General features: G+C 69.7%; 21 protein-coding genes. 5 read left to right on the top strand and 16 right to left on the bottom strand.

The genetic code is table 11. From position 1 onward, the window contains the following. Positions 1-2: 2 nt before the first annotated feature. From pal to aspS, 13 genes are all read right to left on the bottom strand, one after another. On the bottom strand, positions 3-512 hold the full coding sequence (pal, locus tag ACOQFR_RS15000; RefSeq protein WP_421383391.1) for a peptidoglycan-associated lipoprotein Pal: 510 nt from the start codon (positions 510-512) through the stop codon (positions 3-5). A 64-nt stretch (positions 513-576) separates the two neighbouring features. Then, positions 577-1,890 carry a Tol-Pal system beta propeller repeat protein TolB gene (tolB, locus tag ACOQFR_RS14995; protein WP_421383389.1) on the bottom strand — a complete coding sequence of 438 codons (1,314 nt, stop codon included), beginning with the start codon at positions 1,888-1,890 and terminating at the stop codon, positions 577-579. Further along, the gene (locus ACOQFR_RS14990; RefSeq protein ID WP_421383387.1) at positions 1,887-2,828 is read right to left on the bottom strand and encodes a protein TolA; all 942 of its coding nucleotides are present in this window, start codon (positions 2,826-2,828) and stop codon (positions 1,887-1,889) included. The genes tolB and ACOQFR_RS14990 overlap by 4 nt, the downstream gene beginning before the upstream one ends. Further along, a complete protein-coding gene (gene tolR / locus ACOQFR_RS14985; protein WP_421383385.1) occupies positions 2,818-3,258 on the bottom strand; it encodes a protein TolR in 441 nt (146 codons plus the stop codon). Before tolR ends, ACOQFR_RS14990 begins: the two co-directional genes overlap by 11 nt. Positions 3,259-3,302: 44 nt before the next feature. Then, a complete protein-coding gene (gene tolQ / locus ACOQFR_RS14980) occupies positions 3,303-4,079 on the bottom strand; it encodes a protein TolQ (RefSeq protein ID WP_421383383.1) in 777 nt (258 codons plus the stop codon). Positions 4,080-4,094: 15 nt separating this feature from the next. Beyond that, positions 4,095-4,496 carry a tol-pal system-associated acyl-CoA thioesterase gene (gene ybgC / locus ACOQFR_RS14975; protein WP_421383381.1) on the bottom strand — a complete coding sequence of 134 codons (402 nt, stop codon included), beginning with the start codon at positions 4,494-4,496 and terminating at the stop codon, positions 4,095-4,097. Beyond that, positions 4,493-5,524, bottom strand: coding sequence for a Holliday junction branch migration DNA helicase RuvB (ruvB, locus tag ACOQFR_RS14970; RefSeq protein WP_421383379.1), 1,032 nt, complete (start codon positions 5,522-5,524; stop codon positions 4,493-4,495). Before ruvB ends, ybgC begins: the two co-directional genes overlap by 4 nt. A 327-nt stretch (positions 5,525-5,851) precedes the next feature. Continuing rightward, entirely contained in the window at positions 5,852-7,741 is a 1,890-nt protein-coding gene (locus tag ACOQFR_RS14965) for a potassium transporter Kup (RefSeq protein WP_421383377.1), read from the bottom strand. Positions 7,742-7,769: 28 nt separating this feature from the next. Beyond that, on the bottom strand, positions 7,770-8,369 hold the full coding sequence (gene ruvA, locus ACOQFR_RS14960) for a Holliday junction branch migration protein RuvA (RefSeq protein WP_421383375.1): 600 nt from the start codon (positions 8,367-8,369) through the stop codon (positions 7,770-7,772). Beyond that, positions 8,366-8,896, bottom strand: coding sequence for a crossover junction endodeoxyribonuclease RuvC (gene ruvC / locus ACOQFR_RS14955; RefSeq protein ID WP_421383373.1), 531 nt, complete (start codon positions 8,894-8,896; stop codon positions 8,366-8,368). The genes ruvA and ruvC overlap by 4 nt, the downstream gene beginning before the upstream one ends. Beyond that, a complete protein-coding gene (locus ACOQFR_RS14950) occupies positions 8,893-9,624 on the bottom strand; it encodes a YebC/PmpR family DNA-binding transcriptional regulator (protein ID WP_421383370.1) in 732 nt (243 codons plus the stop codon). The genes ruvC and ACOQFR_RS14950 overlap by 4 nt, the downstream gene beginning before the upstream one ends. A 46-nt stretch (positions 9,625-9,670) precedes the next feature. Further along, the gene (locus tag ACOQFR_RS14945; RefSeq protein WP_421383368.1) at positions 9,671-10,309 is read right to left on the bottom strand and encodes an esterase/lipase family protein; all 639 of its coding nucleotides are present in this window, start codon (positions 10,307-10,309) and stop codon (positions 9,671-9,673) included. After that, positions 10,306-12,084, bottom strand: a complete 1,779-nt coding sequence (gene aspS / locus ACOQFR_RS14940; protein ID WP_421383366.1) for an aspartate--tRNA ligase — start codon at positions 12,082-12,084, stop codon at positions 10,306-10,308. The genes ACOQFR_RS14945 and aspS overlap by 4 nt, the downstream gene beginning before the upstream one ends. Before the next feature lie 168 nt (positions 12,085-12,252). On the opposite strand from aspS, the gene ACOQFR_RS14935 reads away from it, so the two are divergent. Beyond that, the gene (locus ACOQFR_RS14935) at positions 12,253-12,981 is read left to right on the top strand and encodes a DUF3011 domain-containing protein (protein ID WP_421383364.1); all 729 of its coding nucleotides are present in this window, start codon (positions 12,253-12,255) and stop codon (positions 12,979-12,981) included. 52 nt (positions 12,982-13,033) lie between these two features. Here ACOQFR_RS14935 and ACOQFR_RS14930 read toward each other — a convergent pair whose 3' ends face one another. Together ACOQFR_RS14930 and ACOQFR_RS14925 are read right to left on the bottom strand one after the other, a co-directional pair. Then, positions 13,034-13,720, bottom strand: a complete 687-nt coding sequence (locus tag ACOQFR_RS14930) for a hypothetical protein (RefSeq protein WP_421383362.1) — start codon at positions 13,718-13,720, stop codon at positions 13,034-13,036. 40 nt (positions 13,721-13,760) lie between these two features. Continuing rightward, positions 13,761-14,075 carry an FmdB family zinc ribbon protein gene (locus ACOQFR_RS14925; protein ID WP_421383360.1) on the bottom strand — a complete coding sequence of 105 codons (315 nt, stop codon included), beginning with the start codon at positions 14,073-14,075 and terminating at the stop codon, positions 13,761-13,763. A gap of 182 nt (positions 14,076-14,257) precedes the next feature. Here ACOQFR_RS14925 and ACOQFR_RS14920 point away from each other — a divergent pair, with 182 nt between their 5' ends. From ACOQFR_RS14920 to ACOQFR_RS14905, 4 genes are all read left to right on the top strand, one after another. After that, the gene (locus tag ACOQFR_RS14920; RefSeq protein WP_421383358.1) at positions 14,258-15,499 is read left to right on the top strand and encodes an MFS transporter; all 1,242 of its coding nucleotides are present in this window, start codon (positions 14,258-14,260) and stop codon (positions 15,497-15,499) included. Next, the gene (gene ggpS, locus ACOQFR_RS14915; RefSeq protein ID WP_421383356.1) at positions 15,496-17,781 is read left to right on the top strand and encodes a glucosylglycerol-phosphate synthase; all 2,286 of its coding nucleotides are present in this window, start codon (positions 15,496-15,498) and stop codon (positions 17,779-17,781) included. Before ACOQFR_RS14920 ends, ggpS begins: the two co-directional genes overlap by 4 nt. Positions 17,782-17,916: 135 nt before the next feature. After that, entirely contained in the window at positions 17,917-18,960 is a 1,044-nt protein-coding gene (locus ACOQFR_RS14910) for a DUF3011 domain-containing protein (RefSeq protein ID WP_421383354.1), read from the top strand. Between the two features lie 245 nt (positions 18,961-19,205). Further along, positions 19,206-20,804, top strand: coding sequence for a diguanylate cyclase domain-containing protein (locus ACOQFR_RS14905; RefSeq protein ID WP_421383352.1), 1,599 nt, complete (start codon positions 19,206-19,208; stop codon positions 20,802-20,804). A 19-nt stretch (positions 20,805-20,823) separates the two neighbouring features. Here ACOQFR_RS14905 and abc-f read toward each other — a convergent pair whose 3' ends face one another. After that, the gene (abc-f, locus tag ACOQFR_RS14900) at positions 20,824-22,746 is read right to left on the bottom strand and encodes a ribosomal protection-like ABC-F family protein (protein WP_421383350.1); all 1,923 of its coding nucleotides are present in this window, start codon (positions 22,744-22,746) and stop codon (positions 20,824-20,826) included. Positions 22,747-22,811: the final 65 nt, after the last annotated feature.

The following is a 22,811-nucleotide window of genomic DNA, read 5'->3' as shown; positions in this document are numbered from 1 at the left end:
GCTTACTTCGCGGTGTAGACGATTTCGACGCGACGGTTCTTCGACCAGCACTCTTCGGTCGAGTCGTTGCAGGTGGCGCGCTCTTCACCGTAGGACACGACGGTGATCTGGCCGGCCGAACCGCCCGCACCCTGCAGGGCGCCGGAGACGGCGTTGCCGCGGCGCTCGCCGAGGCCCAGGTTGTACTCGCGGGTACCGCGCTCGTCGGCATTGCCTTCCAGCGTGATGCGCGACTCGGAGCGGTCGTTCAGGTACTTGGCGTGGCAGGCCATGATGGCCTGGAACTCCGGACGCAGGGTGTCCTGGTCGAAGTCGAAGTACACGGTGCGCTGGCGCAGGCAGCTGTCGGTGTCCAGGTCTTCCGGGGTGTAACGACCGTTGTCGACCGGCTGGGTGACGGCGGTCGGGGTGGTGTCGACCTGGGTGGTTTCGGTCGGCTTGGTGTTCTTCGAGCAGGCCGCCAGGGCGACGGTGATCGAGGCGGCGAGCAGCACGCGGGTGGTGATATTCATGGGGAACCCTCTATTGATCGGATGCAGTGTGGGTGGAACTTATTGTTTTGTGGCCCGTCCTTACTTACCGCTGCCGGAACGGTGACCAGGCGGGCTCCCGGACGTCACCATCAGCCAGTACCAACCGCTGCCGCACCCGACCATCGGCCGACACGGCATACAGCACGCCACGACGGCCTTCCTTCGTGGCGTAGAGCAGCATGCTGGCGTTCGGGGCAAAGCTGGGCGACTCGTCGAGGTTGCCCGGCGACAGCGTCTGCCAGCGACCCGCTCCGCCAAAGCTGCGGTCTAGAACGGCAATACGATAAACGTTTCCGCCGCCCTGCGCCATAGCTATCTTCTTGCCGTCAAAGGAAATACTGGCTTTTGCGTTGGAGTCGCCCTGGAAGCTGACCCGGGTCGCGTCGCCCCCCGCGGCCGGCACCTGGTAGATCTGCGGCTTGCCGGCCCGGTCGGAGGTGAAATACAGGGACTGGCTGTCGGCGCTCCAGACCGCCTCGGTGTCGATGCCGTAGTGGCGGGTGATCTGGGTCAGGTTGCGGCTGCCCAGGTCCATCACGTAGATCTCGGGGTTGCCGGTCCGGGACAGGGTCAGGGCCAGGCGGCGGCCGTCCGGGCTGAAGCTGGGGGCGCCGTTGATGCCCCGGAAGCTGGCCAGCACCTCGCGGGCGCCGGTGGTGATTTCCTGGACGTAGATGGTGGAGTTGCCGCGCTCGAAGCTGACGTAGGCCAGTTTGCGGCCGTCCGGGCTCCAGGACGGGGACAGCAGGGGCTCCTTGGAGCGCACCACGGTCTGCGGGTTGTAGCCGTCCGAGTCGGCCACCATCAGGGCGTACTGGGTGTTGGCGCCCAGGCCGTTGGCGGTGACGTAGGCGATGCGGGTCCAGAAGGCGCCGCGGACCCCGAGGATCTTCTCGTAGATCTGGTCGGCGATCTGGTGGGACACGTCGCGCATGCCCCGGGCCCGGCCGCCCACGGCCATGCCGATCAGGCGTTCCTGCTTGGCCACGTCGTACAGCTCGTACTCGACCCGGTAGCCGCCGTCGGCGTTGTCCAGCACGCGGCCGACCACGATGAAGTCCTGCTTGAGCACGCGCCAGGTGGGGAACTTGATCTCGCTGCCGCGGATGGGCTTCTCGATCACGTCCTGCTCGCTCAGGGCGCGGAACTGGCCGGAGCGGTTGAGGTCGGCGCGGATGACCGCGGCGATGTCGGTGTCAGGGGCCACGCTGGTGCCCAGGTAGGGCATCGGCACGACGGCGATGGGCAGGGCGCCCTCGACTCCGGGCACGAAGCCAATGTCCAGGGCGGTCTGCGCTCGAACCAGGCCCGAGGGCAACAGCAGCGCGAACGCCAGCAAGCAGAAGAATCTTTTCATTGTTGGCAGGCCTCTTCGGGGTAACAGAATGTCAGGTCGATCTGGCGCGCGAACACCGGTTCGAAACCGGAGTACGGCATGGGTGTCCGGCGGAGCGCGCGCTCGACGGACTCGCGAGCCTGGGCATCGAATCCACAAGAAACGAAGCTCACGTCGATCACTTCGCCGCCTGGAATCTGAGTGAACCGGACCTTGCATGCGACATTTTCTGGCGCAAGCGCGCGATTCCAGTTGGCTTTGGCAGTTTGATTCATCGCGACCACATACTTCGCACGCAGGTCGGTGTCGACGCCATTATTGCCCCCCGCCTGCACGGGAGGCTGCGGCGGGCCAGGCTGCGGTTGCGGTGCGGGCTGGCGATCGGCCAACTGCTGAAGCCGCTGCTCCTCCATGCGCGTGCGGCGCTTCGCGTCCTCCTGCTCCTTCCGCACGGCTTCGAGTTGCTCACGCAGGCGCTGCTTGCGCTCGGCCTCGGCCTGCTTCTCGCGCTCGGTCAGGTCGATCTGCTCCTGGCGCTGGCGGGCTTCCTGTTCCTCGCGCTCGCGGGCCTGCTCCTGCTCCAGGGCAAGCCGGGCCACCGCCTCCTGGTCCACGGTGTCGGGCTCGGGCTGCTGTTCCTGCGGCACCGGCTGCACTTCCTCTGGCGACACTTCGGGCTGTGGCGCGGGCAGAGGCTGCGGCGGGGGGGCCGTGTCCACGGGCTCGGGCTTGGGCGCCTCCTCCATGGCCTTTTCCGCCGCAGCGACGTCGGATGGCGTCACCGCCAGCGACGCCTCCACCACCGGTCCAGCCACCGACACCACGGTCGGCGCCGGCTGCCACCAGCCGGCCAGCAACAGCAGCAGCACCAGGGCCACGTGCAGCCCCAGCGCCATCACGACCGGCATCACCAGGTCGTCGTCGCTGCCGACCTCTTGGCGGATGGCGTCAGCGTGCATTGCTCGGGGGCTGGGTCATCAGGGCGACGCGCGGCGCGCCGGCGGACTGCAGCAGCACCATGGTGTCGATCACGGTCTGGTATTCGGTGACGCCGGGCGCGGCCACGAACACCGGCGCGTCCGGGTTCTGGCGCACGATCGCGGCGATCTTGGCCTTGAGCGAAGTGGCGTCAATCTGCTCGTTGGTGCCGTCCTCGACCTTGAGGAAGTAGCGGCCTTCCTCGTCCACCGAGACGATCACCGGGTCCTTCTGCTGCTGCATGGGCTTGGCGCGCGACTGCGGCAGGTCGACGTCCACGCCCAGGTTCAGCAGCGGCGCGGTGACCATGAAGATGATCAGCAGCACCAGCATCACGTCGATGTAGGGCACGACATTGATGTCGGCCTTGAGCTTCTTGCGCTTGCGGTGGCGGGTGATGGTGGCGGACATGCGTCAGGTCTCAACGTGTGGTCGGGGGGAACGGGGTTGGCCGCTCATTCCTCGACGTGGGACTGCCGCTGCAGGATCGAGGAAAACTCCTCGGCGAAGGACTCGTAGCGCACCGACAGCCGCTCGACCTTGGTCGCGAAGCGGTTGTAGGCCCAGACCGCCGGGATGGCCACGAACAGGCCCATGGCGGTGGCGAACAGCGCCTCGGAAATGCCCGGGGCCACGGCCGCGATGCTGGCCTGCTGGTCCGAGGCCAGGCCGTGCATGGTGACCATGATGCCGAACACGGTGCCGACCAGGCCCACGTAGGGCGCGGTGGAACCCACGTTGGCCAGCAGCTCGAGGTTGTGCTCGAGCCGGTCGACCTCGCGGGCGAAGGTGGCGCGCATGGCGCGCTGGGCGCCCTCGAGCTGGGTGCGGGTGTCCAGGCCCTTCTTCTGACGCAGGCGGGCGTATTCGCGGAAGCCGGCTTCGAAGATGGCCTCCAGGCCCGAGACCACGCGGTTGCGGTCGGTGGCCGAGCGGTAGAGCTGGGTCAGGTCCACGCCGGACCAGAAGCGGCCCTCGAACTCGTCGGCCTCGTCGGCGGCGCGGGCATAGATGCGGTTCTTGCGGAAGATGATCACCCAGCTCAGCACCGAGCCCAGGGCCAGCAGCAGCATGATCACCTGCACCGGCAGGCTGGCGTGCAGCAGCAGCTGCACGTAGCTGATGCCCTCGCTGCCCGCGGTCACGGCGGCCTCGGCGGCGGCCGGAAGGGTTTCGGGGGGAAGCTCGGTCACCGGGGCGGCGGCGAGGAACAGGCTGGCGATTTCAAGCATGGGTCACTCCGTGAATCACTGGATGCCCGCGACCAGCCACTGGGGCAGCGGTCGCGGACGGAAACTCGAGGCCACCAGGCAGGCCGCGCGCACCTGCGCGCGGACCAGCACCTGGCCGTCCCTGGCGATCACCTGCTCGAAACGCAGGCTGGCCGGGCGCCGCTCGATGATGGCGACGCTGACCTGCAGCACGTCATCGAGCCTGGCCGGTTTGTGGAAATCGATCTGCATGTCCCGGATGACCAGCACCAGGTCCTCGCTTTCGCGCAGGGCCTGCTGCCCGATGCCCTGGGCGCGCAGCCATTCGGTGCGCGCGCGCTCGAGGAACCGGACATAGCTGGCGTGGTAGACCACTCCACCCGCGTCGGTATCCTCCCAGTAAACCCTTATCGGGAAGCTGAACAAACCGGGGTTCATGGTTCGAAAAGATCGGGATCCAGCGGTTTTTTCGGCGGTTTCAGGCCCAGGTGGGTGTAGGCCCGGTGGGTGACCATGCGGCCGCGGGCACTGCGGACCAGGTAACCCTGCTGGATCAGGTAGGGCTCGATGACGTCCTCGAGCGTGCCCCGCTCCTCGCTCAGGGCCGCGGCCAGGGACTCCACCCCGACCGGACCGCCGTCGAAGTTCTCGATGATCATGCCCAGCATGCGCCGGTCGAGCTGGTCGAAGCCTTCGGCGTCGATCTTGAGCATGGCCATGCCCTGGTCGGCCACTTCGCGGGTGATCACCCCGCCCGCGCGCACCTGGGCGTAGTCGCGCACCCGGCGCAGCAGCCGGTTGGCGATGCGCGGGGTGCCGCGGGACCGGCGCGCGATCTCGGCGGCGCCGTCGGGCGCGCACTCGATGCCCAGGATGGTGGCCGAGCGCCGCACGATGCGGGTCAGCTCCTCGGGGCTGTAGAACTCCAGCCGCTGGACGATGCCGAAGCGGTCGCGCAGGGGCGCGGTCAGCAGGCCCGCCCGGGTGGTGGCGCCGATCAGGGTGAAGGGCGGCAGGTCGAGCTTGATCGAGCGGGCCGCAGGGCCCTCGCCGATCATGATGTCGATCTGGAAGTCCTCCATGGCCGGGTACAGCACTTCCTCGACCACGGGCGAGAGGCGGTGGATCTCGTCCACGAACAGCACGTCGTGCGGCTGCAGGTTGGTCAGCAGCGCGGCCAGGTCGCCGGCGCGCTCGATCACGGGGCCCGAGGTCTGGCGCAGGTTGACGCCCAGTTCGTTGGCGATCACGTGGCTCAGCGTGGTCTTGCCCAGGCCCGGGGGCCCGAAGATGAGCACGTGGTCCATGGCCTCGCCGCGGCCCTTGGCGGCCTCGATGGCGATCTTGAGCTGCTCGCGCACGGGCTGCTGGCCCAGGTAGTCATCCAGCCGCTTGGGCCGGATGCTGGCCTCGGCCAGGTCGTCTTCGCGGGTAGCGCCCGGGGCAATGACGCGCTGTTCTTCCATGGTCGCGGATTATGTCACTGATTCGTGACCACCTCGCATTCGGCCTGCCGACGGGGCAGCTCCTCCGCAGCGCCGCTCAATGCCCTCGATGACAGGCGTTACGCGACCCTCCGCACTCTCGCGACGATCTGCAGTTCCCGCCGCCGCCTGGACGATCAGGGGCGGCGACGTGATGCAGGGGGTCATGTCTGAAGTGGAGGGCAGGAAGCCCGGAACGGCCGGCCTTTGCTGCCAGGGACGGCGCTTAGCAAGAGGCCGGGCAGACATGACCCCCTGCATCGCGGCGCCGCTCGCCCTGACCGAACAAGCGGCGGGGGCTTCAAATCGTCAGATCACCACCTGGGTGCCGAGTTCGACCAGGCGGTTGCCGGGGATGTGGAAGAACTCGGTGGCCGGGGTGGCGTTGCGGGACATGAAGAGGAACAGCTTGTCGCGCCACAGCGCCATGCCCTGCCCCGGCTTCGCACTGAGCGACTCCCGGCTGGCGAAGTAGGTGGTTTCCATCACCTCGAACTTCGGTCCCGGGATCTGCCACAGCTTCAGGGCGCGCGGCACGTCCGGGTCCTCGAGGTAGCCGAAGCGCAGCGTCAGCCTTGCGAAGCCGTGGCCGAGGTCGGTATGCACCACCCGCTCGGCCTCGTCCGCGCGCGGCACGCCCAGCACCTCCACGCTCAGCAGCACGTTGCGCTCGTGCAGCACCTTGTTGTGCTTGAGGTTGTGCAGCATCGCCGGCGGCATGTACTGGTTGGACGGAGTGAGGAACACCGCGGTGCCCGGCACGCGCAGCGGCGGGTGCGCCACCAGGTTGCCGACGAAGTGTTCGATGCGCAGGCTGTCGCGGTTGACCTGGGCGTAGACCAGGTCGCGGCCCTTGCGCCAGCTGCGCATCACCGCGAACGCGGCCACGCCCAGCGCCAGCGGGAACCACGCGCCCTCGACGAACTTGATCACGTTGGCCGAGAAGAACGCCGCCTCGATCGCCAGGAACATCGCCGCCAGCGGCCACACCTGCCAGCCGGGCAGGTTCCAGCGCAGCTTGGCCAGGATCACCAGCAGCAGGGTGCTGATCAGCATGGTGCCCGTGACCGACACGCCGTAGGCGATGGCCAGGTTGCTGGAGCTGCCGAAGCCCAGCACCACCGCGATCACCGCCAGCAGCATCGTGCGGTTCACCAGCGGCATGTAGATCTGGCCCTCGGTGCGGTCGGAGGTGTGCACGATCTCCATGCGCGGCAGGTAGCCCAGCTGGATCGCCTGGCGCACCACCGAGAACGTGCCCGAGATCAGCGCCTGCGAAGCGATCACCGTGGCCAGCGTGGCCAGCACGATCATCGGATACAGCGCCCAGCCGGGCACGAGCTCATAGAACGGATTGGCCACGTCCCCGGGGTGGGACAGGATGAAGGCGCCCTGCCCGAAATAGTTCAGCACCAGCGAGGGCAGCACCAGGCCCAGCCAGGCCAGCCGAATCGGCACGCGGCCGAAGTGGCCCATGTCCGCGTACAGCGCCTCGCCGCCGGTGACCGCCAGCACCACCGCGCCCAGCGCCAGCCAGGCCAGGCTGCCGTGCTCCATGAAGAAACGCGCGGCCCAGACCGGGTTGGCCGCTTCCAGCACCGCGGGGTGCTGCACGATCTCGACCACGCCCAGCACCGCCAGCGTGGCGAACCACAGGCAGGTGATCGGCCCGAAGATGCGCCCCACTTTCTCGGTGCCGTGCTTCTGCATCGAAAACAGCAGCACGATGATGACCAGGGTGACCGGCAGCACGAAGCGCTTGAGCTCGGGCGCCGCCACCTCCAGGCCTTCCACCGCCGACAGCACCGAGATGGCCGGCGTGATCACGCCGTCGCCGAAGAACAGCGCGGTGCCGAAGATGCCCAGGATGCCCACGGTGTACGACAGCGGCGCCGCCACCGGCAGGCTGCGCTGCACCAGGGCGGTGAGCGCCAGGATGCCGCCCTCGCCGCGGTTGTCGGCGCGCATCAGGATGGCGACGTACTTCAGCGTCACCACCAGGATCAGCGACCACAGGATCAGCGACAGCACGCCCAGTACGTTGGCGGGGTCGGCCTCGAGGCCGTAGTGCGGGCCGAAGGCTTCCTTGAGCGTGTACAGCGGACTGGTGCCGATGTCGCCGAAGACGACGCCGACGGCGCCGATCACCAAAGGCCAGGTCCGCGGCGCCTTGGCGCCATCGTGGGTGGAGGTTGTCATGGGCGTGCCCGCAGGCGGATGGAATGGCTTAGCCGCGCAGGACCGACTTGAGGGCCTTGCGGATGATGTCTTCGGCGCTGTCGCCGGCTTCGGCCTGCTTGAGCATGCGCTGGATCTCGGCCGGCTTGTAGCCGAGCTGGGTCAGCGCGACGCTGGCCTCGGAGACCGGATCGGCCGGCACCGCGCCGCCCTTGCCGGTGACCACGGCAACGCCACCGGTGGCGAAATCGGCGGCACGGTCGCGCAGCTCCACCACCATGCGCTCGGCGGTCTTCTTGCCGATGCCTGGGATGCGGGTCAGCGCGGCCAGGTCGCCGGTCTGCACCAGGCGCGCGAAGTCGTCCACGCTGGCGCCCGACAGCACCGCCAGCGCGATCTTGGCGCCGACGCCGGTCACCTTCTGCACCTCGCGGAACAGGCGGCGCTCGGCCTCGGTGAGGAAGCCGAACAGGGCCACGCCGTCTTCCTTCACCGCGTAGTGGGTGAACAGCGTCACCTCGCGGCCCACCTCGGGCAGGTCGTAGAAGGTGGACATCGGCGCGGACAGTTCGTAGCCCACGCCGCCCACGTCCACCATCAGCGCGGGCGGGGCCTTGTAGACCAGCAGTCCCTTCAGGCGACCGATCATCGACGTCTCCGTAGCAGTAGCGAGGAGGCCAGGCCGCTGCGTCCGGCGGTGGCGCTGGTGTGGGCGTGGGTCAGGGCGACCGCCAGGGCATCGGCGGCGTCGGCCTGCAGTTTGCGCTCGCCCAGGCTGAGCAAAAGCTTCACCATGTGCTGCACCTGGGTCTTGTCGGCGGCGCCGCTGCCGACCAGGGACTGCTTGATCACGCGCGGCGCGTATTCGTTCACGGCCAGGCCGCGGCGCACCACGGTGGCGATGGCGGCGCCGCGGGCATGGCCCAGCTTCAGCGCCGACATGGCCGACTTGTCCATGAACACGGTCTCGATGGCCACCACGGTGGGCTGCCACTGCTCGATCACTTCCTCCAGGTCGAACACCAGCTTGCCCAGCCGCGCCGGGAAGTCGTCGGTGTCCACCAGCAGGTTGAGCATCTGGCAGTGCACGAAGGCGCACTTGCCCGCGGCATCGACATCGATCAGGCCGATGCCGGTGCGCTGCGATCCCGGATCGATGCCGAGGATGCGGATCACTGGTAGGCGTCGGCGCCCAGGTCGGCATTGGAGTAGACGTTCTGCACGTCGTCCAGGTCCTCGAGCATGTCGAGCATCTTGGCCACCTGCTGGCCGACCTCGCCTTCCACCTTGATGTCGTTCTCGGCGCGCATCGTCACTTCGGCCTGCAGCGGCGGGAAGCCGGCGGCCAACATGCCCTGCTTCACCGCCTCGAAGGCCTCCGGCGCGCACAGCACCTCGATGGCGCCGTCCTCGGGATAGATCACGATGTCGTCGGCGCCGCACTCGATGGCGGCCTCGGTGATGGCGTCCTCGCTGGCGCCGGGGCCGTAGCCCAGCACGCCCTGCTTCTTGAACATGAAGCTGACCGAGCCGTCGGTGCCCAGGTTGCCGCCGCACTTGTTGAAGGCGTGGCGCACGTCGGCCACGGTGCGCACCTTGTTGTCGGTGAGGCAGTCCACGATCACCGCGACGCCGCCGGGCGCATAGCCTTCGTAGCGGATTTCCTCGTAGCTGACGCCCTCGAGTTCGCCGGTGGCCTTCTTGATGGCGCGCTCCATCACGTCGCGCGACATGTTCACGGCCAGGCCCTTGTCCATTGCCAGGCGCAGGCGCGGGTTGCCCTTGGGGTCGCCGCCACCCATGCGGGCCGCGGTGGAAATCTCGCGGATGACCTTGGTGAAGACCTTGCCGCGCTTGGCGTCCTGGGCGCCCTTGCGCCCCTCGATGACCATCAACCTGCCCATGGAACCCGACCCCTCGTTGCGAAGCGGCGATTATACGGCCGGCGCCTCAGCGCGCGGGCGGGAACCGGCCGTGCGCCAGGAATGCGCCGGTCAGGTCCGCCACCGGCCGCGAGAACACCATGCCGCTGTGGCTGACCGGCAGCACGCGGTGGTCGGCCAGCCCCGGCAGCCGCGTTTCCCAGACCGCCACGCTGCCGTCGTTGAGGCCGTCGAAGTCGGCGAAGAACCGGCCCAGCCCCATCGAGGTCGAACCGGCCACCACGCCCACCTCGCGGCCCCGCGGCAATTCGTGCAGGCCGCTCTTGAGCAGGCGCGCGCTGCGGCCCAGCACCGTGCCCAGGTGCCGGTGCGCCAGCCCGCGTGCACAGCAGCTGCCCGCCAGCGGCGTCCCCAGGCACACCACGCGCCCGGTGGGCAGGCCGTGGTAGCTGATCAGGGTTTCCAGCGCGATCAGCCCGCCCAGGCTGTGGCCCACCAGGTGCACCGGACCCGGGCCCAGCGCCAGCATCTTCGCGGCCAGCCGGTCGACCGAGGGCGCCGGCCCGCCGGTGAGGCTGGCGTAGTCGAACAGGATCGGACGGTAGCCCTGGGCGCGCAGCCGCATGGCCAGCGGCAGCAGCGTGACGCTGCGCGTCCAGACGCCGTGCAGCAGCAGGACCGGGACGCGGGCGTCAGGTGGGCTCAAGGGGCGTTGGCGCCCACTTCCTTCACCCTGACCGCCACATGCACCTCCGCCAGCTGCTTGTCCGGCACCGGCGACGGTGCGCCGGTCATCAGGCACTGCGCCGTGGTGGTCTTGGGGAAGGCGATGACGTCGCGGATGGACTCGGTGCCGGCCATCAGCGCGGCGATGCGGTCGATGCCGAAGGCGATGCCGCCGTGCGGCGGCGCGCCGTAGCGCAGGGCGTCGAGCAGGAAGCCGAACTTGCCCTCGGCCTCCTCGGCGCCGATGCCCAGCAGCTCGAACACCGCGCTCTGCATGTCGCTGCGATGGATGCGGATGGAGCCGCCCCCGATCTCGTTGCCGTTGAGCACCATGTCGTAGCCGCGCGACACGGCGGTCTTCGCATTCGCGCGCAGGTCGGCGATGTCGTCCACGGCCGGCGCGGTGAAGGGATGGTGCAGGGCCACGTAGCGCTGCTCCTCGGCATCCCACTCGAACATCGGGAAGTCGGTGACCCACAGCGGCTTCCAGCCTTCCTGCACCAGGCCCAGGTCCTTGCCGACCTTCAGGCGCAGCGCGCCCATGAAGTCGCTGACCGTGTTGAAGGTGCCGGCGCCGAAGAAGGCGATGTCGCCTTTCTGCAGGCCGATGGCGGCCACCAGCGCATCGAAGGCCGGCGCCTCGAAGAACTTGCTGATCGGCGAGCTCAGCTCGCCGTTCTCGCCCAGCTTGATGTAGGCCAGGCCCTTGGCGCCGAACTTGGCCGCATGCGCGCCCAGGTCGTCGATCTGCTTGCGCGACAGCGCGGCGCCGCCCGGTACGCGCAGCGCGGCCACCCGGCCGTCCTCGTGCGTGGCCCAGTCGGTGAACACCTTGAACTGCGAGTCCTTCACCAGCGCTGCCACATCCTGCAGCTCCAGCGGGTTGCGCAGGTCGGGCTTGTCCGAGCCGAAGCGGCGCATGGCCTCGGCCCAGGTCAGGCGCGGGAACGACGCGTCCAGCTCGACGCCGACCACTTCGCTGAAGATGGCGCGGATCATGCCCTCGACCTCGTCCTGCACGTCGCGCTCGCGCACCCAGGCGAACTCCAGGTCGAGCTGGGTGAACTCGAGCTGGCGGTCGGCGCGCAGGGCCTCGTCGCGGAAGCAGCGCGCGATCTGGTAGTAGCGGTCGAAGCCGGCCACCATCAGGATCTGCTTGAATAGCTGCGGCGACTGCGGCAGCGCGTAGAACTCGCCCGGGTGCATGCGCGCCGGCACCAGGAAGTCGCGCGCGCCCTCGGGCGTGGCCTTGGTCAGGATCGGGGTCTCGATGTCCTGGAAGCCGCGTGCGTCCAGCCAGCGGCGCAGCGCCTGCACCAGCCGGATGCGGGTGCGCATCATCTTCTGCATCTCGGGACGGCGCAGGTCGAGGTAGCGGTACTTGAGGCGGGTTTCCTCGCCGGCATTCTCGTGGGCGTGGAAGGGCAGCGGCTCGGCCTTGTTCAGCACCTCGATCTGCATGGCCAGCACTTCGACCTTGCCGGTGCGGATCTTGTCGTTGACCGAATGGCGCGCGCGCACCACGCCGGTGATGCGCAGGCAGTCCTCGTAGCCCACCCTGGCCGCGGCGGCAACCACCGCGGCGTTGCCGGCGTCGGCGGACGGTTCGGCCACGACCTGCACGATGCCTTCGTGGTCGCGCAGGTCGATGAAGCACAGGCCGCCCAGGTCGCGGGCAACGTCGGCCCAGCCGCAGAGGGTGACGGTCTGGCCGATCATCGACTCGTCGACGAGGCCGCAGAAATGGGTGCGCATGTTGACTCCAGGAGGCGGTCCGCGGCGCCCGGACGGGCGGCGGAAAACGTTGAATTTTAAGGCTCTGCGGGCCGCAGCCGCAAATACCGGGCAGCCTGCCCGGCCACCCTGCGTTCACGGTGCGGGTTTATAGTGGGGCCGCGCCACCCCTCTTCCGGAGTAAGCCCGATGCAAAAGCTCCTTGCCGCCCTCGCCCTCGCCTTCCTTCTGCTTTCGCCCCAGGCCCACGCCCAGGTGGCGCCCAAGGCCTATGCCCCTGAAAACATCGGCCAGCTGTCCACCCGCGACCAGGCCCGCGTGATCCGCGAGGAATACGCCGACCAGTCCAACGGCCGGCAGATCCCCGACGACCAGCTCGACTTCTACCTGGCCCAGATCCGCTCGGGCTGGCGCTTCAGCCAGATCAAGAACGACATCGCCACCTCGCTGCGCGGCAACGGCAATGGCAACGGCGGCGGCTGGAACGGCGGCAACAACGGCGGCAACTGGGGCGGCAACGGCCAGGTCGTCCGCTGCGAGAGCGCCAACCAGCGCTACCGCGAATGCCCGACCAACTTCCGCAACCGCGCCGTGCTTCGCCGCGAGCTGTCCAAGGCCGACTGCCTGGAAGGCCGCAGCTGGGGCCAGCGCCAGGGCATGGTCTGGGTCAACTGGGGCTGCCGCGCGGAGTTCACCGAGTCCAACGCCGGCTGGGAAGGCGACCGCGGCTACACGGTGACCTGCAGCAGCCCGAGCGAGGGTTACACCACCTGCGCCTGGAACTCGCGCTACGGCCGCCCGCAGCTGATCGAAAAGCTGTCGCGCTCGGAGTGCATCGAGGGCCGCACCTGGGGCTACCGCGGCAATTCGATCTGGGTTGATCGCGGCTGCCGCGCCCGGTTCGCGCCGGGTCGCTGAACCGGCGACATCGTCACCACGGAACGCCGCCCTCCGCGGCGGCGTTCCTGTTTCAGGGCTCGCTGCCCCAGGGCGCGGGCGGCAGCGGCACCGGACGCGACAGGTCGAACTCGACCTGGAACAGGCGGCCGCCGGGCCGCGAGAGTTCGTACACGAAAACCGGGCCGGGCCCGACCTCCATCGCCCAGGTGTTGGTGACCGAGGCCGACAGGCCTTCGCGCTGGAACATCGCCACCGAGTCGGCATCCACCGGGAAGGCCTGCCGCTGCGCCGTGCCGGCGTCGCGGGAATCGCCGCCGTACATCGTGACCGGGTCCGGGCTGCCGTCCTCGTGGCGGTGGTCGTGCTTGAGCCGCAGGCCCGAGGCCGTGCGCGTCAGCACCCAGGTGCGCGAATGGTCATCGCCCACGTGGAAGGGAATGCGGAGTTCGCGCTCGCCGCAGCCGCGCACGTGCATCACCAGGGCCTTGCCCGCGAACGCATTGTCGGCGCTGGCGGGTTCGTCCACGCGCACCCGGCCGGCGAAGGCCTGGCCGCAGTAGCGCGACAGGCTGGCCAGGAAGGCATCCACCGGCGCCGTGGCCTGCGTGGCGTCATCCAGCGCGGGCGGGGGCAGCGGCTCGGGCAGGCCCAGCTGGCTGGAAAGATCGGCTTCGGGACGGGGCGTCGACTGGCCACCGCAGGCGGCGAGCAGGACGGCGATGGCGAGCAGGTTCGCCGCAGGCAGGGTTGTTTTCATGCCCCGACCCTACCCCGCCCGGAACGCCACGGGCAACCGGTCAGTCGGCGGCGGCGGGCTTCGCGGGCGCGGGCTTGGCGGGTTCGGGCGTGGCTGCCGGCTTGGCTGCGGGGGCGGGGGCGGACTCGGGCTTCCCGGCCGTGCCCTCGGCCAGGTTGCGCTTCTTGTCGCCGTCCTTCTTGAAGTCGGTCTCGTACCAGCCGGCGCCGGCCAGCCGGAAGCTGGGCGCGGTCAGCTGCCGGCGCACCTGGGGCTGGCCGCAGGCCGGGCAGTCGGTCGGATCGGCATCGGACAGCTTCTGCAGTCGGTCGAACGCGTGGCCGCAGTGGGCGCACTCGAAGGCGTAGATGGGCATGGCGGGAGGACACTGATGCGGCCGGGGCCGAGTGCGCGCATTAGTGGGTATGCGGCCCGACAGTTCAAGCCCGGACCGCGGCAGCTGGCCGCAAGTCGCTGAACCTTGGTGATTTTTCCCATTCATATCAATGTGTTACAATTGCACGCTGTTTCGCAACTGGCGACACGATGAAATCCGTGATGCTGCCCCTCACCGCCCTGCTGGCGGGCGTGGCGCTGCTGCTCATGGGCAGTGGTTTGCTGGGTACCCTGCTGGCGGTCCGCGGCGGCCTGGAAGGCTTCGACCAGCGGACCCTGGGCCTGGTCATGTCCGGCTACTTCGCCGGCTTCTTCCTGGGCACCTTCGCGGCGCCCGGACTGATACGCCGCATCGGCCACGTGCGTGCCTTTGCCTTCTACACCGGTGTCTGCGCGATCGCGGTGCTGCTGCACCCGCTCTGGGTCGATCCGATCGCCTGGTTCGTTCTGCGGCTGGCGACCGGCGCGGCCCTCGTCGGGCTCTTCACCGTCATCGAGAGCTGGCTCAACGCGCAGCCCTCGCCCGAACACCGCAGCCGGGTGTTCGCGGTGTACATGGCGGTGAACCTGGGCGCCCTGGCCTGCGGCCAATTGCTGCTGGGCCTGGGTGTGGACCGCGGCTTCGCGCTCTTCAGCCTGGTGGCGATCCTGGTCTGTGCGGCGGCGCTGCCCGTGACCCTGACCCGGCTGGCGCAGCCAAGTTTCCCGGACACGCCGCGGCTGGGCCTGCGCCGGCTGTTCCGCGTGGCGCCGGCAGCGGCGGCGAGCGCGGGCCTGTCCGGGCTGGCGATGGGCGCGTTCTGGGGCCTGGGCCCGACCTATGCCGACCGGATCGGGCTGGACCGCATGGGCATCGCCTGGTTCATGGTGTCCGCGATCATCGGCGGCGCCCTGCTGCAGTGGCCGCTGGGCCGCTGGTCGGACCGCGTTGACCGGCGCATCGGCCTGGGCCTGGTCTGCGTGGCGGCGACGGTCACCGCGCTGCTGGCCCTGCCCGCCGCGGCGACGGGCGCCGGATGGGTGTTCGCGGTGTTCTTTGCTTACGGCGGCCTTGCGTTCTCGATCTACCCGATGAGCGTGGCGCACATGCTCGACACCCTGCCCGCCGACGAACTGCTGGCCGGCTGCAGCAGCCTGCTGCTGGTGCACGGCATCGGCGCCGCGCTGGGTCCCGCGGCCGCCGGACTGGTGATGACACGCCACGGGCCGCAGGCGCTGCCCCTGTTCTTCGCCGCCGTGCTGGCGGTACTGGCGCTGTACCTGGCCGTGCGCCTGGCCGGACACCGCAGGACGCGGCCGCATCCCGCGCCCTTCCACCCGATGTTGCGCACCACGCCCGGCGCACTCGCGCTGCTGCCGGAGACCGGCGACGCCCCCGACCCCCACCCCGAGGAAAACCATTGAGCACCCAGACAAACCCAACTCCCATCGAAACCTCCGCTCCGATCCGCCTGGTGCTGGCCACCGATCTTGACGGCACTTTCCTGGCTGGCGATGCCGACGCACGCCACCAGCTTTACCGGCTCATCGCCCGGCATCCCGACATCCGACTGGTCTGGATCACCGGCCGCGGACTCGAGGCGGTGATGCCGCTGCTGGCCGATCCCTCGCTGCCGCGCCCCGACTACCTGGTCTGCGACGTCGGCGCGACCGTGGTGGACGGCCACAGCCTGCAGCCGCTGCAGCCGCTGCAGTCGGCCATCGATGCGCGCTGGCCCGGCGAGCGGCGCGTCGCCGAGGCGATGCGCGCCTTCCCCGGCCTGCGCCGGCAGGACGTCCCACAGGAACGCCGCTGCTCCTATTTCTGCGAGCCCGACGTGCTGGCGCCGCAGCGCGCCGACATCGAGGCCGTGGCACGCGGGCTCGATTGCGCCGTGCTCTATTCGGCAGACCGTTACCTGGACATCCTGCCGCCGCGCACCGACAAGGGCCGCACGCTGGCGGCCCTGGCCCGTCAGCTGCAGTTGCCCGAACACCGCGTGCTGGTGGCCGGCGATACGCTCAACGACCTGTCGATGTATGTGGCGGGATTCCAGGGCGTGTGCGTGGGCGAGTCCGAGCCCGCCCTGCTCAATGCCACCCGCGAAATGCCCAAGGTACTGCACGCCGCCGCGCCCGGCTGCGGTGGCATCCTCGAGGCGATCGAACACTTCGGCCTGCTGGCCGGCGACGACCCGCACCGCAAGGAAAAACCCGCGCACCGCACCGGCGCGGCCAAGCTGGTGATGGTCTACCACCGACTTCCCTACGAGGAGTACCTGGAGGACGGTGTGCTCAAGCGCCGGCGGCACACCTCGCCCAACGGCATCATCCCGAGCCTGCTGAGCTTCTTCGGCGGCGGACAGGACGGGTCATGGGTGGCCTGGGGCGTGGACGATGCCCGGCACGGCACGTTCGAAACCCACACCCCGGTGGACCCGGACCACTATCCGCAGCTCACCGCGGTGCGGGTGCCGCTGAGCAAGGCCGAAGTGGACGGCTTCTACAAGCGCTTCTCCAAGGAAGCCTTCTGGCCGATGCTGCACACGTTCTGGGAGCGCGCACGCTTCCGCGAGGAGGACTGGAAGATCTTCCTTCGCGTCAACCGGCGCTTCGCCGAAGCCGTGGCCGCCGAGGCGGCGCCTGGCGCCACCGTGTGGCTGCATGACTACAACCTGTGGATGGTGCCCGGGCGGCTGCGCGAACTGCGCCCCGACCTGAAGATCGCCTTTTTCCACCACACCCATTTCCCTTCGGCCGACGTGTTCAACGTCGTGCCGTGGCGGCGCGAGATCATCGGCAGCCTGCTGTGCTGCGACTACGTCGGTTTCCACATCCCGCGCCAGGTGGAGAACTTCGTGGACGTGGTGCGCGGCGCCATGCCGACCGAGGTGCTGGCACGCGAGGCCTGTGCGCCGCGCTTCCTGACCTATGGCTGCGCGGTGGGCCTGGACACGATGAGCACGCGCCTGCGCATCGGCGACCGCGAGATCGCGCTCGGCGCGCATCCGATCGGCACCGACCTGGGCCGCATCCGCACCACGCTCGCCAAACCATCGGTGCGCGGCAGCCTGGAAAAACTGCGTCGCGAAATCAGCCCGCGCAAGCTGGTGCTGTCCATCGAGCGCCTGGACTACACCAAGGGCACGCTGGAAAAGCTCAACGCCTTCGAGCGCCTGCTGGCGGCGCAGCCGCACCTGCTGGGCAGGGTGACGCTGGTGGTGGTGTGCGTGCCGGCCGCCAAGGAGATGACCGTGTACCGGCAGCTCCAGACCCAGATCGAGCAGGCGGTGGGACGCATCAACGGCGCCTACTCGCGCCTGGACTGGACGCCGGTGCGCTTCTTCGCGCGGCCGCTGCCGTTCGAGGACGTGGTGGCGCACTACGCCGCTGCCGACGTGATGTGGATCACGCCGCTCCGCGACGGGCTCAACCTGGTGGCCAAGGAGTTCGTCGCCACCCAGGGCATCGAGGGGGGCCGCGGCGTGCTGGTGCTGTCGGAATTCGCGGGCGCCGCCGCCGAGCTCAAGGGCGCGCTGCTGACCAATCCCCACGATCCGGCCGACCTGACCGCGGCGCTGGGTCAGGCGCTGGCGATGGATCCGGACGAGGCCGAGGGCCGACTGCGCCAGCTGTATGGCATCGTGGAGGAACACGACGTGGACCGCTGGGGTCGCGACTTCCTTGCCGCGGTGGCGTCCGCCTGAGCCCTGGGCACCGGCCCGCGCGTTGCGTGACGCGGGCTGAACGCGTCGCGCGGCGCGTGCGGTGGCGAACATACGGCGACCGCCCGCGGCTGCCATGGTGGCCTACCCGGCAGTCCCTGCCCAGGAGTGAACACCATGGCCACCGTTTCCCGACTCATGTTTTCCTGCCTGCTGGCCGCCAGTGCGATGGCGATGGCGCTGGCACCGGCCGTCGTCGCCCAGGACGCCAGCCGCGACCAGGTGCGTTCGATCGAGCGGGAGTACGCGCGCCAGAACGACGGCAAGGCCATCCCCGACGACCAGCTGGAGTACTACGTGGACCGCGCCCAGTCGGGATGGTCGATGGACCGCGTGGGCCAGGACATGGCCACCGCGCGCGGCCGCAACCGGCCCGATGCCTGGCGGCCGCAGTCGGGCTGGAGTGCCCGCGGCATCATCTGCAGCAGCGAACGCAACCAGTACCGGGAATGCCAGGCGCCTTTCCGCGGCCGCGCCAGGCTGGACCAGCAGGTGTCGCAGGCCGCCTGCGTGGAAGGCCGCAGCTGGGGCCAGAAGCCGGGACAGGTGTGGGTGAACCACGGCTGCCGCGCCCGCTTCATCGGCATGGCCACGGTTTCGGCGCCGCCTGCCCCGCAGGCCAGCGTGGTGTGCAAGAGCCTGCAGGGCAGGCAGGAAGTCTGTGCCACCGGAATGCGCGGGCAGGTGGCGCTGGTGAGCCGGTTCAAGAACAGCGGCGCCTGCATCGAAGGGCGCACCTGGGGCCAGCGTCCCGGCCAGGTGTGGGTCAGCGGCAACTGCCGTGCGCGATTCGCCGCGATGGGCCGTCCGGGTCCGGGAGACGATGCGCGTTACGACGGTCGCAGCAGAGACGACCGCTACAGCCGCGATGATCGTGATGACCGTGACGACCGCGCTGACCGCGATGACCGCGATGGCCGCGATGGCGGTGATGAGCGTGATGACCGCTGGACCGCCGAGCGCGATTACAGCGTGACCTGCGCAGGCGCCAATGCCAACAGCCAGCGCACGCGCTGCGACTGGGACGCACGCTACGGCGCGCCGCGCGTCGCACAGCGCCTGTCACAGGCCGCGTGCGTCGAAGGCCGCAGCTGGGGCTACAACGATCGGGAAGGCCTGTGGGTCAGCGAAGGCTGCCGCGCGCGCTTCGTGCGCCGCTGAGCGGCGTGTCGCCCGCAACCGGGCTCCCGCGAAGGCGGGGGCCCGGTCGCGTGCACGGGCCAGCGCAGACACGCGACAGGCGGGCAGCCTGCAGGACCCGCGAACCGTGATCATGCATAACGCGGCGCGCCGTGCACATTCCACGACAGCACGGCGCCACGAAGCGAAAAAACAGTGTCGCCGCATCCGCATCCTTCGCCCGCAAGCTGCGACACTCCCCGGGTTTCCCTCGGACAGGTTCGATCATGGCGACCACCGCTAACCCCTCCTCCGCTTCACCCTGCGGCGGCATCGAGACCCTGCCCGGCGCCGAAGTCCAGGCCGACAGCCTGCGCCAGGAGCTGGCAAAGTTCCGGCGCGACCTGGACGACGTGCCGCACGATTACCTCAGCATGAGCAGCGCGCAGCGTCATGCCGCCTACGAGCGGCTGAGCCAGGCCGCCGAAGAAGCCGCGCGCATCGCCGAAACCGCGGTGCGCAGCCTGGACGAGCTGGCCAAGGCCACGCAGCGCGATCCGCTGACCGACACCCCCAACCGCACCCTGCTGCTGGACCGGCTTGAGAACGCCGTGATGATGGCGCGCCGCCGCGCCGCGCGGCTGGCGGTGATGTACCTGGACCTGGACCACTTCAAGCGCGTCAACGACACCCTGGGCCACGCCTGCGGCGACGAGGTGCTGAAGCTGGTGGCGCGCCGGCTGGAGGAAGTGGTGCGCGACTCCGATACCGTCAGCCGGTTCGGCGGCGACGAGTTCGTGGTGCTGCTGCCCGAGATCTCCAAACCCGGCGATGCCGGGCTGATCGCGGCCAAGATGCTCGAGGCGCTGGCGCAGCCCAGCGACCTGCCGACACCCGAGGCTACGGTGCGCGCCAGCATCGGCATCAGCCTGTTTCCCGACGACGGCGACCAGGTGGCGGCCCTGCTCGAATCGGCCGACACCGCGATGTACCGCGCGAAGAAAGTGCCGGGCAGCGCCTACCGCTTCCACTCCGCGCCCGCCGCCGAGGCCGACCCTGGGCAGGCGCGCGCAGACAACCTGGCCATCAGCGCCGGCAATACGCAGTCGCTGCGCCAGGCGAACGAACGGCTGGTGCTGTCGGTGCTGGCAGGCCAGCCGGTGGATGCCGAGACCGAGGCCATGCACGGGCGCCGCGTGCGCTTTCTGGCGATGGTGGCGCACGAGCTGCGGCACCCGCTGGCGCCGATCCGCACCGCGGCCGACCTGATCCGCCGCGCCAACGGCGACGAGGCCGTGCTCGAGCGCATGCATGCCGTGATCGAGAACCAGGTGACGCACATGGCGCGGCTGGTGGACGACCTGCTGGACGACGCGCGGCTCGACCGCGGACGGTTCCGGATGCAGCAGGTGCCGGTGGACGTGTCCGAGGTGCTGCGCCAGGTGGCCGAGACGTGGCAGCCCGCGTTCGCGCTCAAGCACCAGGCCTTCCGCCTGCGTTTCCCCGCGTCGGGCCTGTGGGTGCGCGGCGACGCCGACCGCCTGGCCCAGGTGCTGGTGAACCTGCTCGACAACGCCAGCAAATACACGCCCGACGGCGGCCACGTCAGCCTCGCCGGCCGCAGCCAGGGCGGGCGTATCGTGGTCACCGTGTCAGACAACGGCATGGGCCTCACCGACGACATGCACGAATGCATCTTCGACCTGTTCGCCCGCGGCACGCAGGCGATGGCGGTGCACAAGGGCGGCCTCGGCATCGGCCTGGCGGTGGCGCGCGAACTGGTGGAGGCGCACGCGGGCGTGCTGTCGGCCTCCAGCGACGGCCGCGACCGCGGCAGCGCCTTCGAGGTCTCGCTGCCCGCGATCACGGCGGCGCCGGACGCCTGAACCGCGGCGCCGGGCTGGCTCAGTCGGCCAGCTCGAGCCACTCCGATTCGAGCGCGTCCTTCTCGCGGGCCAGCTCGCCCTGGCGCTGCGCCAGCTGTCCGATCTCGATGCCGCCGTCGTTGCCGTAGATGGCCGGGTCGGCCAGCTGGGTCTCGATGCGGGTGAGCTCGTCCTGCACCGCGGCGATGCGCGCCTCCACCTGCTTGAGCCGGCGCGCGGCCTGGTCGGTCTCGTGCCTGGACCGGGCCGGCTTGCGCGCCGGGGCCGGCGCCGGCGCGACCACGGTCTTCGAGGCCACGGGCTTGCCCGACTTGCTGTCGCTGTTGCGGCTGCGCAGCCAGGCGGCGTACTCGTCCAGGTCGCCGTTGAAGGCTTCGACCTTGCCGTCGGCGACGCGCCAGAAGGTTTCGCAGACCAGGCCGATCAGGTGGCGGTCGTGCGAGACCAGCACGATGGCACCGGCGAAATCGCTCAGCGCCTCGGCCAGGGCCTCGCGCATGTCCAGGTCGAGGTGGTTGGTGGGCTCGTCGAGCAGCAGCACGTTGGGCTCGAGGAAGGCGATCAGCGCCAGCGCCAGGCGCGCGCGTTCGCCGCCGGAAAACCCGTCCACCGATTCGAAGGCGCGATCGCCGACGAAGTTCCAGCGGCCCAGGTAATTGCGCAGCACCTGTTCGCCGGCATTGGGCGCCAGTTCCTTGAGGTGCCACAGCGGGCTCTGGCCTTCGTGCAGGCTCTCGACCGTGTGCTGGGCGAAGTAGCCGATGCGCAGGTCGGGATGGGCCACGCGCTCGCCGTCGAGCAGGGGCAGTTCGCCGACCAGGGTCCGGACCAGGGTGGATTTGCCGGCGCCGTTGGGTCCGAGCAGGCCGACGCGGTCGCCCGCTTCCAGGCCGAAGCCGACGTCACGCAGGATCGTCACCACCCCCTCGCCCGTCGTCGCGCCGCCGTGACCGCCGGCCGCGCTGGCCGAGGCGCGGTAGCCGGCATCGACGTGGTTGAGGCGGATCAGCGAGTGCGGCAGCCGCGCGGGTTCGGCGAACTGGATCCGGAACGCGCGCTCGGCGCGCACCGCCTCGGTGCCCTGCATCTTGGCCAGGCGCTTCATGCGGCTCTGGGCCAGGCGGGCCTTGCTGGCCTGGGCCTTGAAGCGGTCGACGAAGCTCTGCAGGTGCGCGCGCTCGGCCTGCGACTTCTCGTGCGCGATCTGCTGCTGGCGCAGGTGCTCGGCGCGCTGGCGCTCGAAGCTGGTGTAGTCGCCGACGTAGAGCTTGGCCTTGCCGTCGTGCAGGTGCAGGGTGTGGGTGCTGACGCCGTCGAGGAACTCGCGGTCGTGCGAGATCATCAGCAGCGTGCCCGGGTATTTCAGCAGCCAGGCTTCCAGCCACAGCACGGCATCGAGGTCGAGGTGGTTGGTGGGTTCGTCCAGCAGCAGCAGGTCCGAAGGCATCATCAGTGCCTTGGCCAGGTTCAGGCGCACGCGCCAGCCGCCGGAGAACGAGGACACGGCGCGGCCGTGGGTGTCGGCCGGGAAGCCCAGGCCGTGCAGCAGGCGGCCGGCGCGCGCGGTAGCGTCGTAGCCGTTGATCTCGGCCAGGCGCTGGTGCGCCGCGGCGACCGCGTCCCAGTCCTCGGCGGCCATGGCCGCGGCCTCGGCCTGAAGGATGGCGTTGACCTCGGTGTCGCCCGACAGCACGAAGTCGATGGCCGCGTCGGGCAGCGACGGGGTTTCCTGCGCGACGCTGGCGATGCGCACCTTGCCGGGCAGGTCGATGTCGCCCTGGTCGGCTTCGACTTCGCCCATGACCGCGGCGAACAGGCTGGACTTGCCGCAGCCGTTGCGGCCGATCACGCCGATGCGCCAACCGGCGTGCAGGCTGAGGTCGACCTGGGACAGCAGCAGGCGTTCGCCGCGGCGCAAGGCGAAGTTTCGGAAGGCGATCATGGGCTTGGGCGGGGCGCGCGTACAGGCGAGGGGCGGCATTCTATCAGGCCGGGCGGTGCCGCCCC

Origin of the sequence: Arenimonas sp. MALMAid1274, from assembly GCF_049195245.1 — a bacterium.
In the GTDB taxonomy this organism is placed as follows: domain Bacteria; phylum Pseudomonadota; class Gammaproteobacteria; order Xanthomonadales; family Xanthomonadaceae; genus Arenimonas.
This window is presented reverse-complemented; position numbering and strand designations above follow the sequence as displayed.

Bases quoted from the DNA above. Each gene is read 5' to 3' on its own strand.
- pal (WP_421383391.1), bottom strand. From the start codon at position 512: ATGAATATCACCACCCGCGTGCTGCTCGCCGCCTCGATCACCGTCGCC.
- tolB (WP_421383389.1), bottom strand. From the start codon at position 1,890: ATGAAAAGATTCTTCTGCTTGCTGGCGTTCGCGCTGCTGTTGCCCTCG.
- ACOQFR_RS14990 (WP_421383387.1), bottom strand. From the start codon at position 2,828: ATGCACGCTGACGCCATCCGCCAAGAGGTCGGCAGCGACGACGACCTG.
- tolR (WP_421383385.1), bottom strand. From the start codon at position 3,258: ATGTCCGCCACCATCACCCGCCACCGCAAGCGCAAGAAGCTCAAGGCC.
- tolQ (WP_421383383.1), bottom strand. From the start codon at position 4,079: ATGCTTGAAATCGCCAGCCTGTTCCTCGCCGCCGCCCCGGTGACCGAG.
- ybgC (WP_421383381.1), bottom strand. From the start codon at position 4,496: ATGAACCCCGGTTTGTTCAGCTTCCCGATAAGGGTTTACTGGGAGGAT.
- ruvB (WP_421383379.1), bottom strand. From the start codon at position 5,524: ATGGAAGAACAGCGCGTCATTGCCCCGGGCGCTACCCGCGAAGACGAC.
- ACOQFR_RS14965 (WP_421383377.1), bottom strand. From the start codon at position 7,741: ATGACAACCTCCACCCACGATGGCGCCAAGGCGCCGCGGACCTGGCCT.
- ruvA (WP_421383375.1), bottom strand. From the start codon at position 8,369: ATGATCGGTCGCCTGAAGGGACTGCTGGTCTACAAGGCCCCGCCCGCG.
- ACOQFR_RS14950 (WP_421383370.1), bottom strand. From the start codon at position 9,624: ATGGGCAGGTTGATGGTCATCGAGGGGCGCAAGGGCGCCCAGGACGCC.
- aspS (WP_421383366.1), bottom strand. From the start codon at position 12,084: ATGCGCACCCATTTCTGCGGCCTCGTCGACGAGTCGATGATCGGCCAG.
- ACOQFR_RS14935 (WP_421383364.1), top strand. From the start codon at position 12,253: ATGCAAAAGCTCCTTGCCGCCCTCGCCCTCGCCTTCCTTCTGCTTTCG.
- ACOQFR_RS14930 (WP_421383362.1), bottom strand. From the start codon at position 13,720: ATGAAAACAACCCTGCCTGCGGCGAACCTGCTCGCCATCGCCGTCCTG.
- ACOQFR_RS14925 (WP_421383360.1), bottom strand. From the start codon at position 14,075: ATGCCCATCTACGCCTTCGAGTGCGCCCACTGCGGCCACGCGTTCGAC.
- ACOQFR_RS14920 (WP_421383358.1), top strand. From the start codon at position 14,258: ATGCTGCCCCTCACCGCCCTGCTGGCGGGCGTGGCGCTGCTGCTCATG.
- ACOQFR_RS14910 (WP_421383354.1), top strand. From the start codon at position 17,917: ATGGCCACCGTTTCCCGACTCATGTTTTCCTGCCTGCTGGCCGCCAGT.
- ACOQFR_RS14905 (WP_421383352.1), top strand. From the start codon at position 19,206: ATGGCGACCACCGCTAACCCCTCCTCCGCTTCACCCTGCGGCGGCATC.
- abc-f (WP_421383350.1), bottom strand. From the start codon at position 22,746: ATGATCGCCTTCCGAAACTTCGCCTTGCGCCGCGGCGAACGCCTGCTG.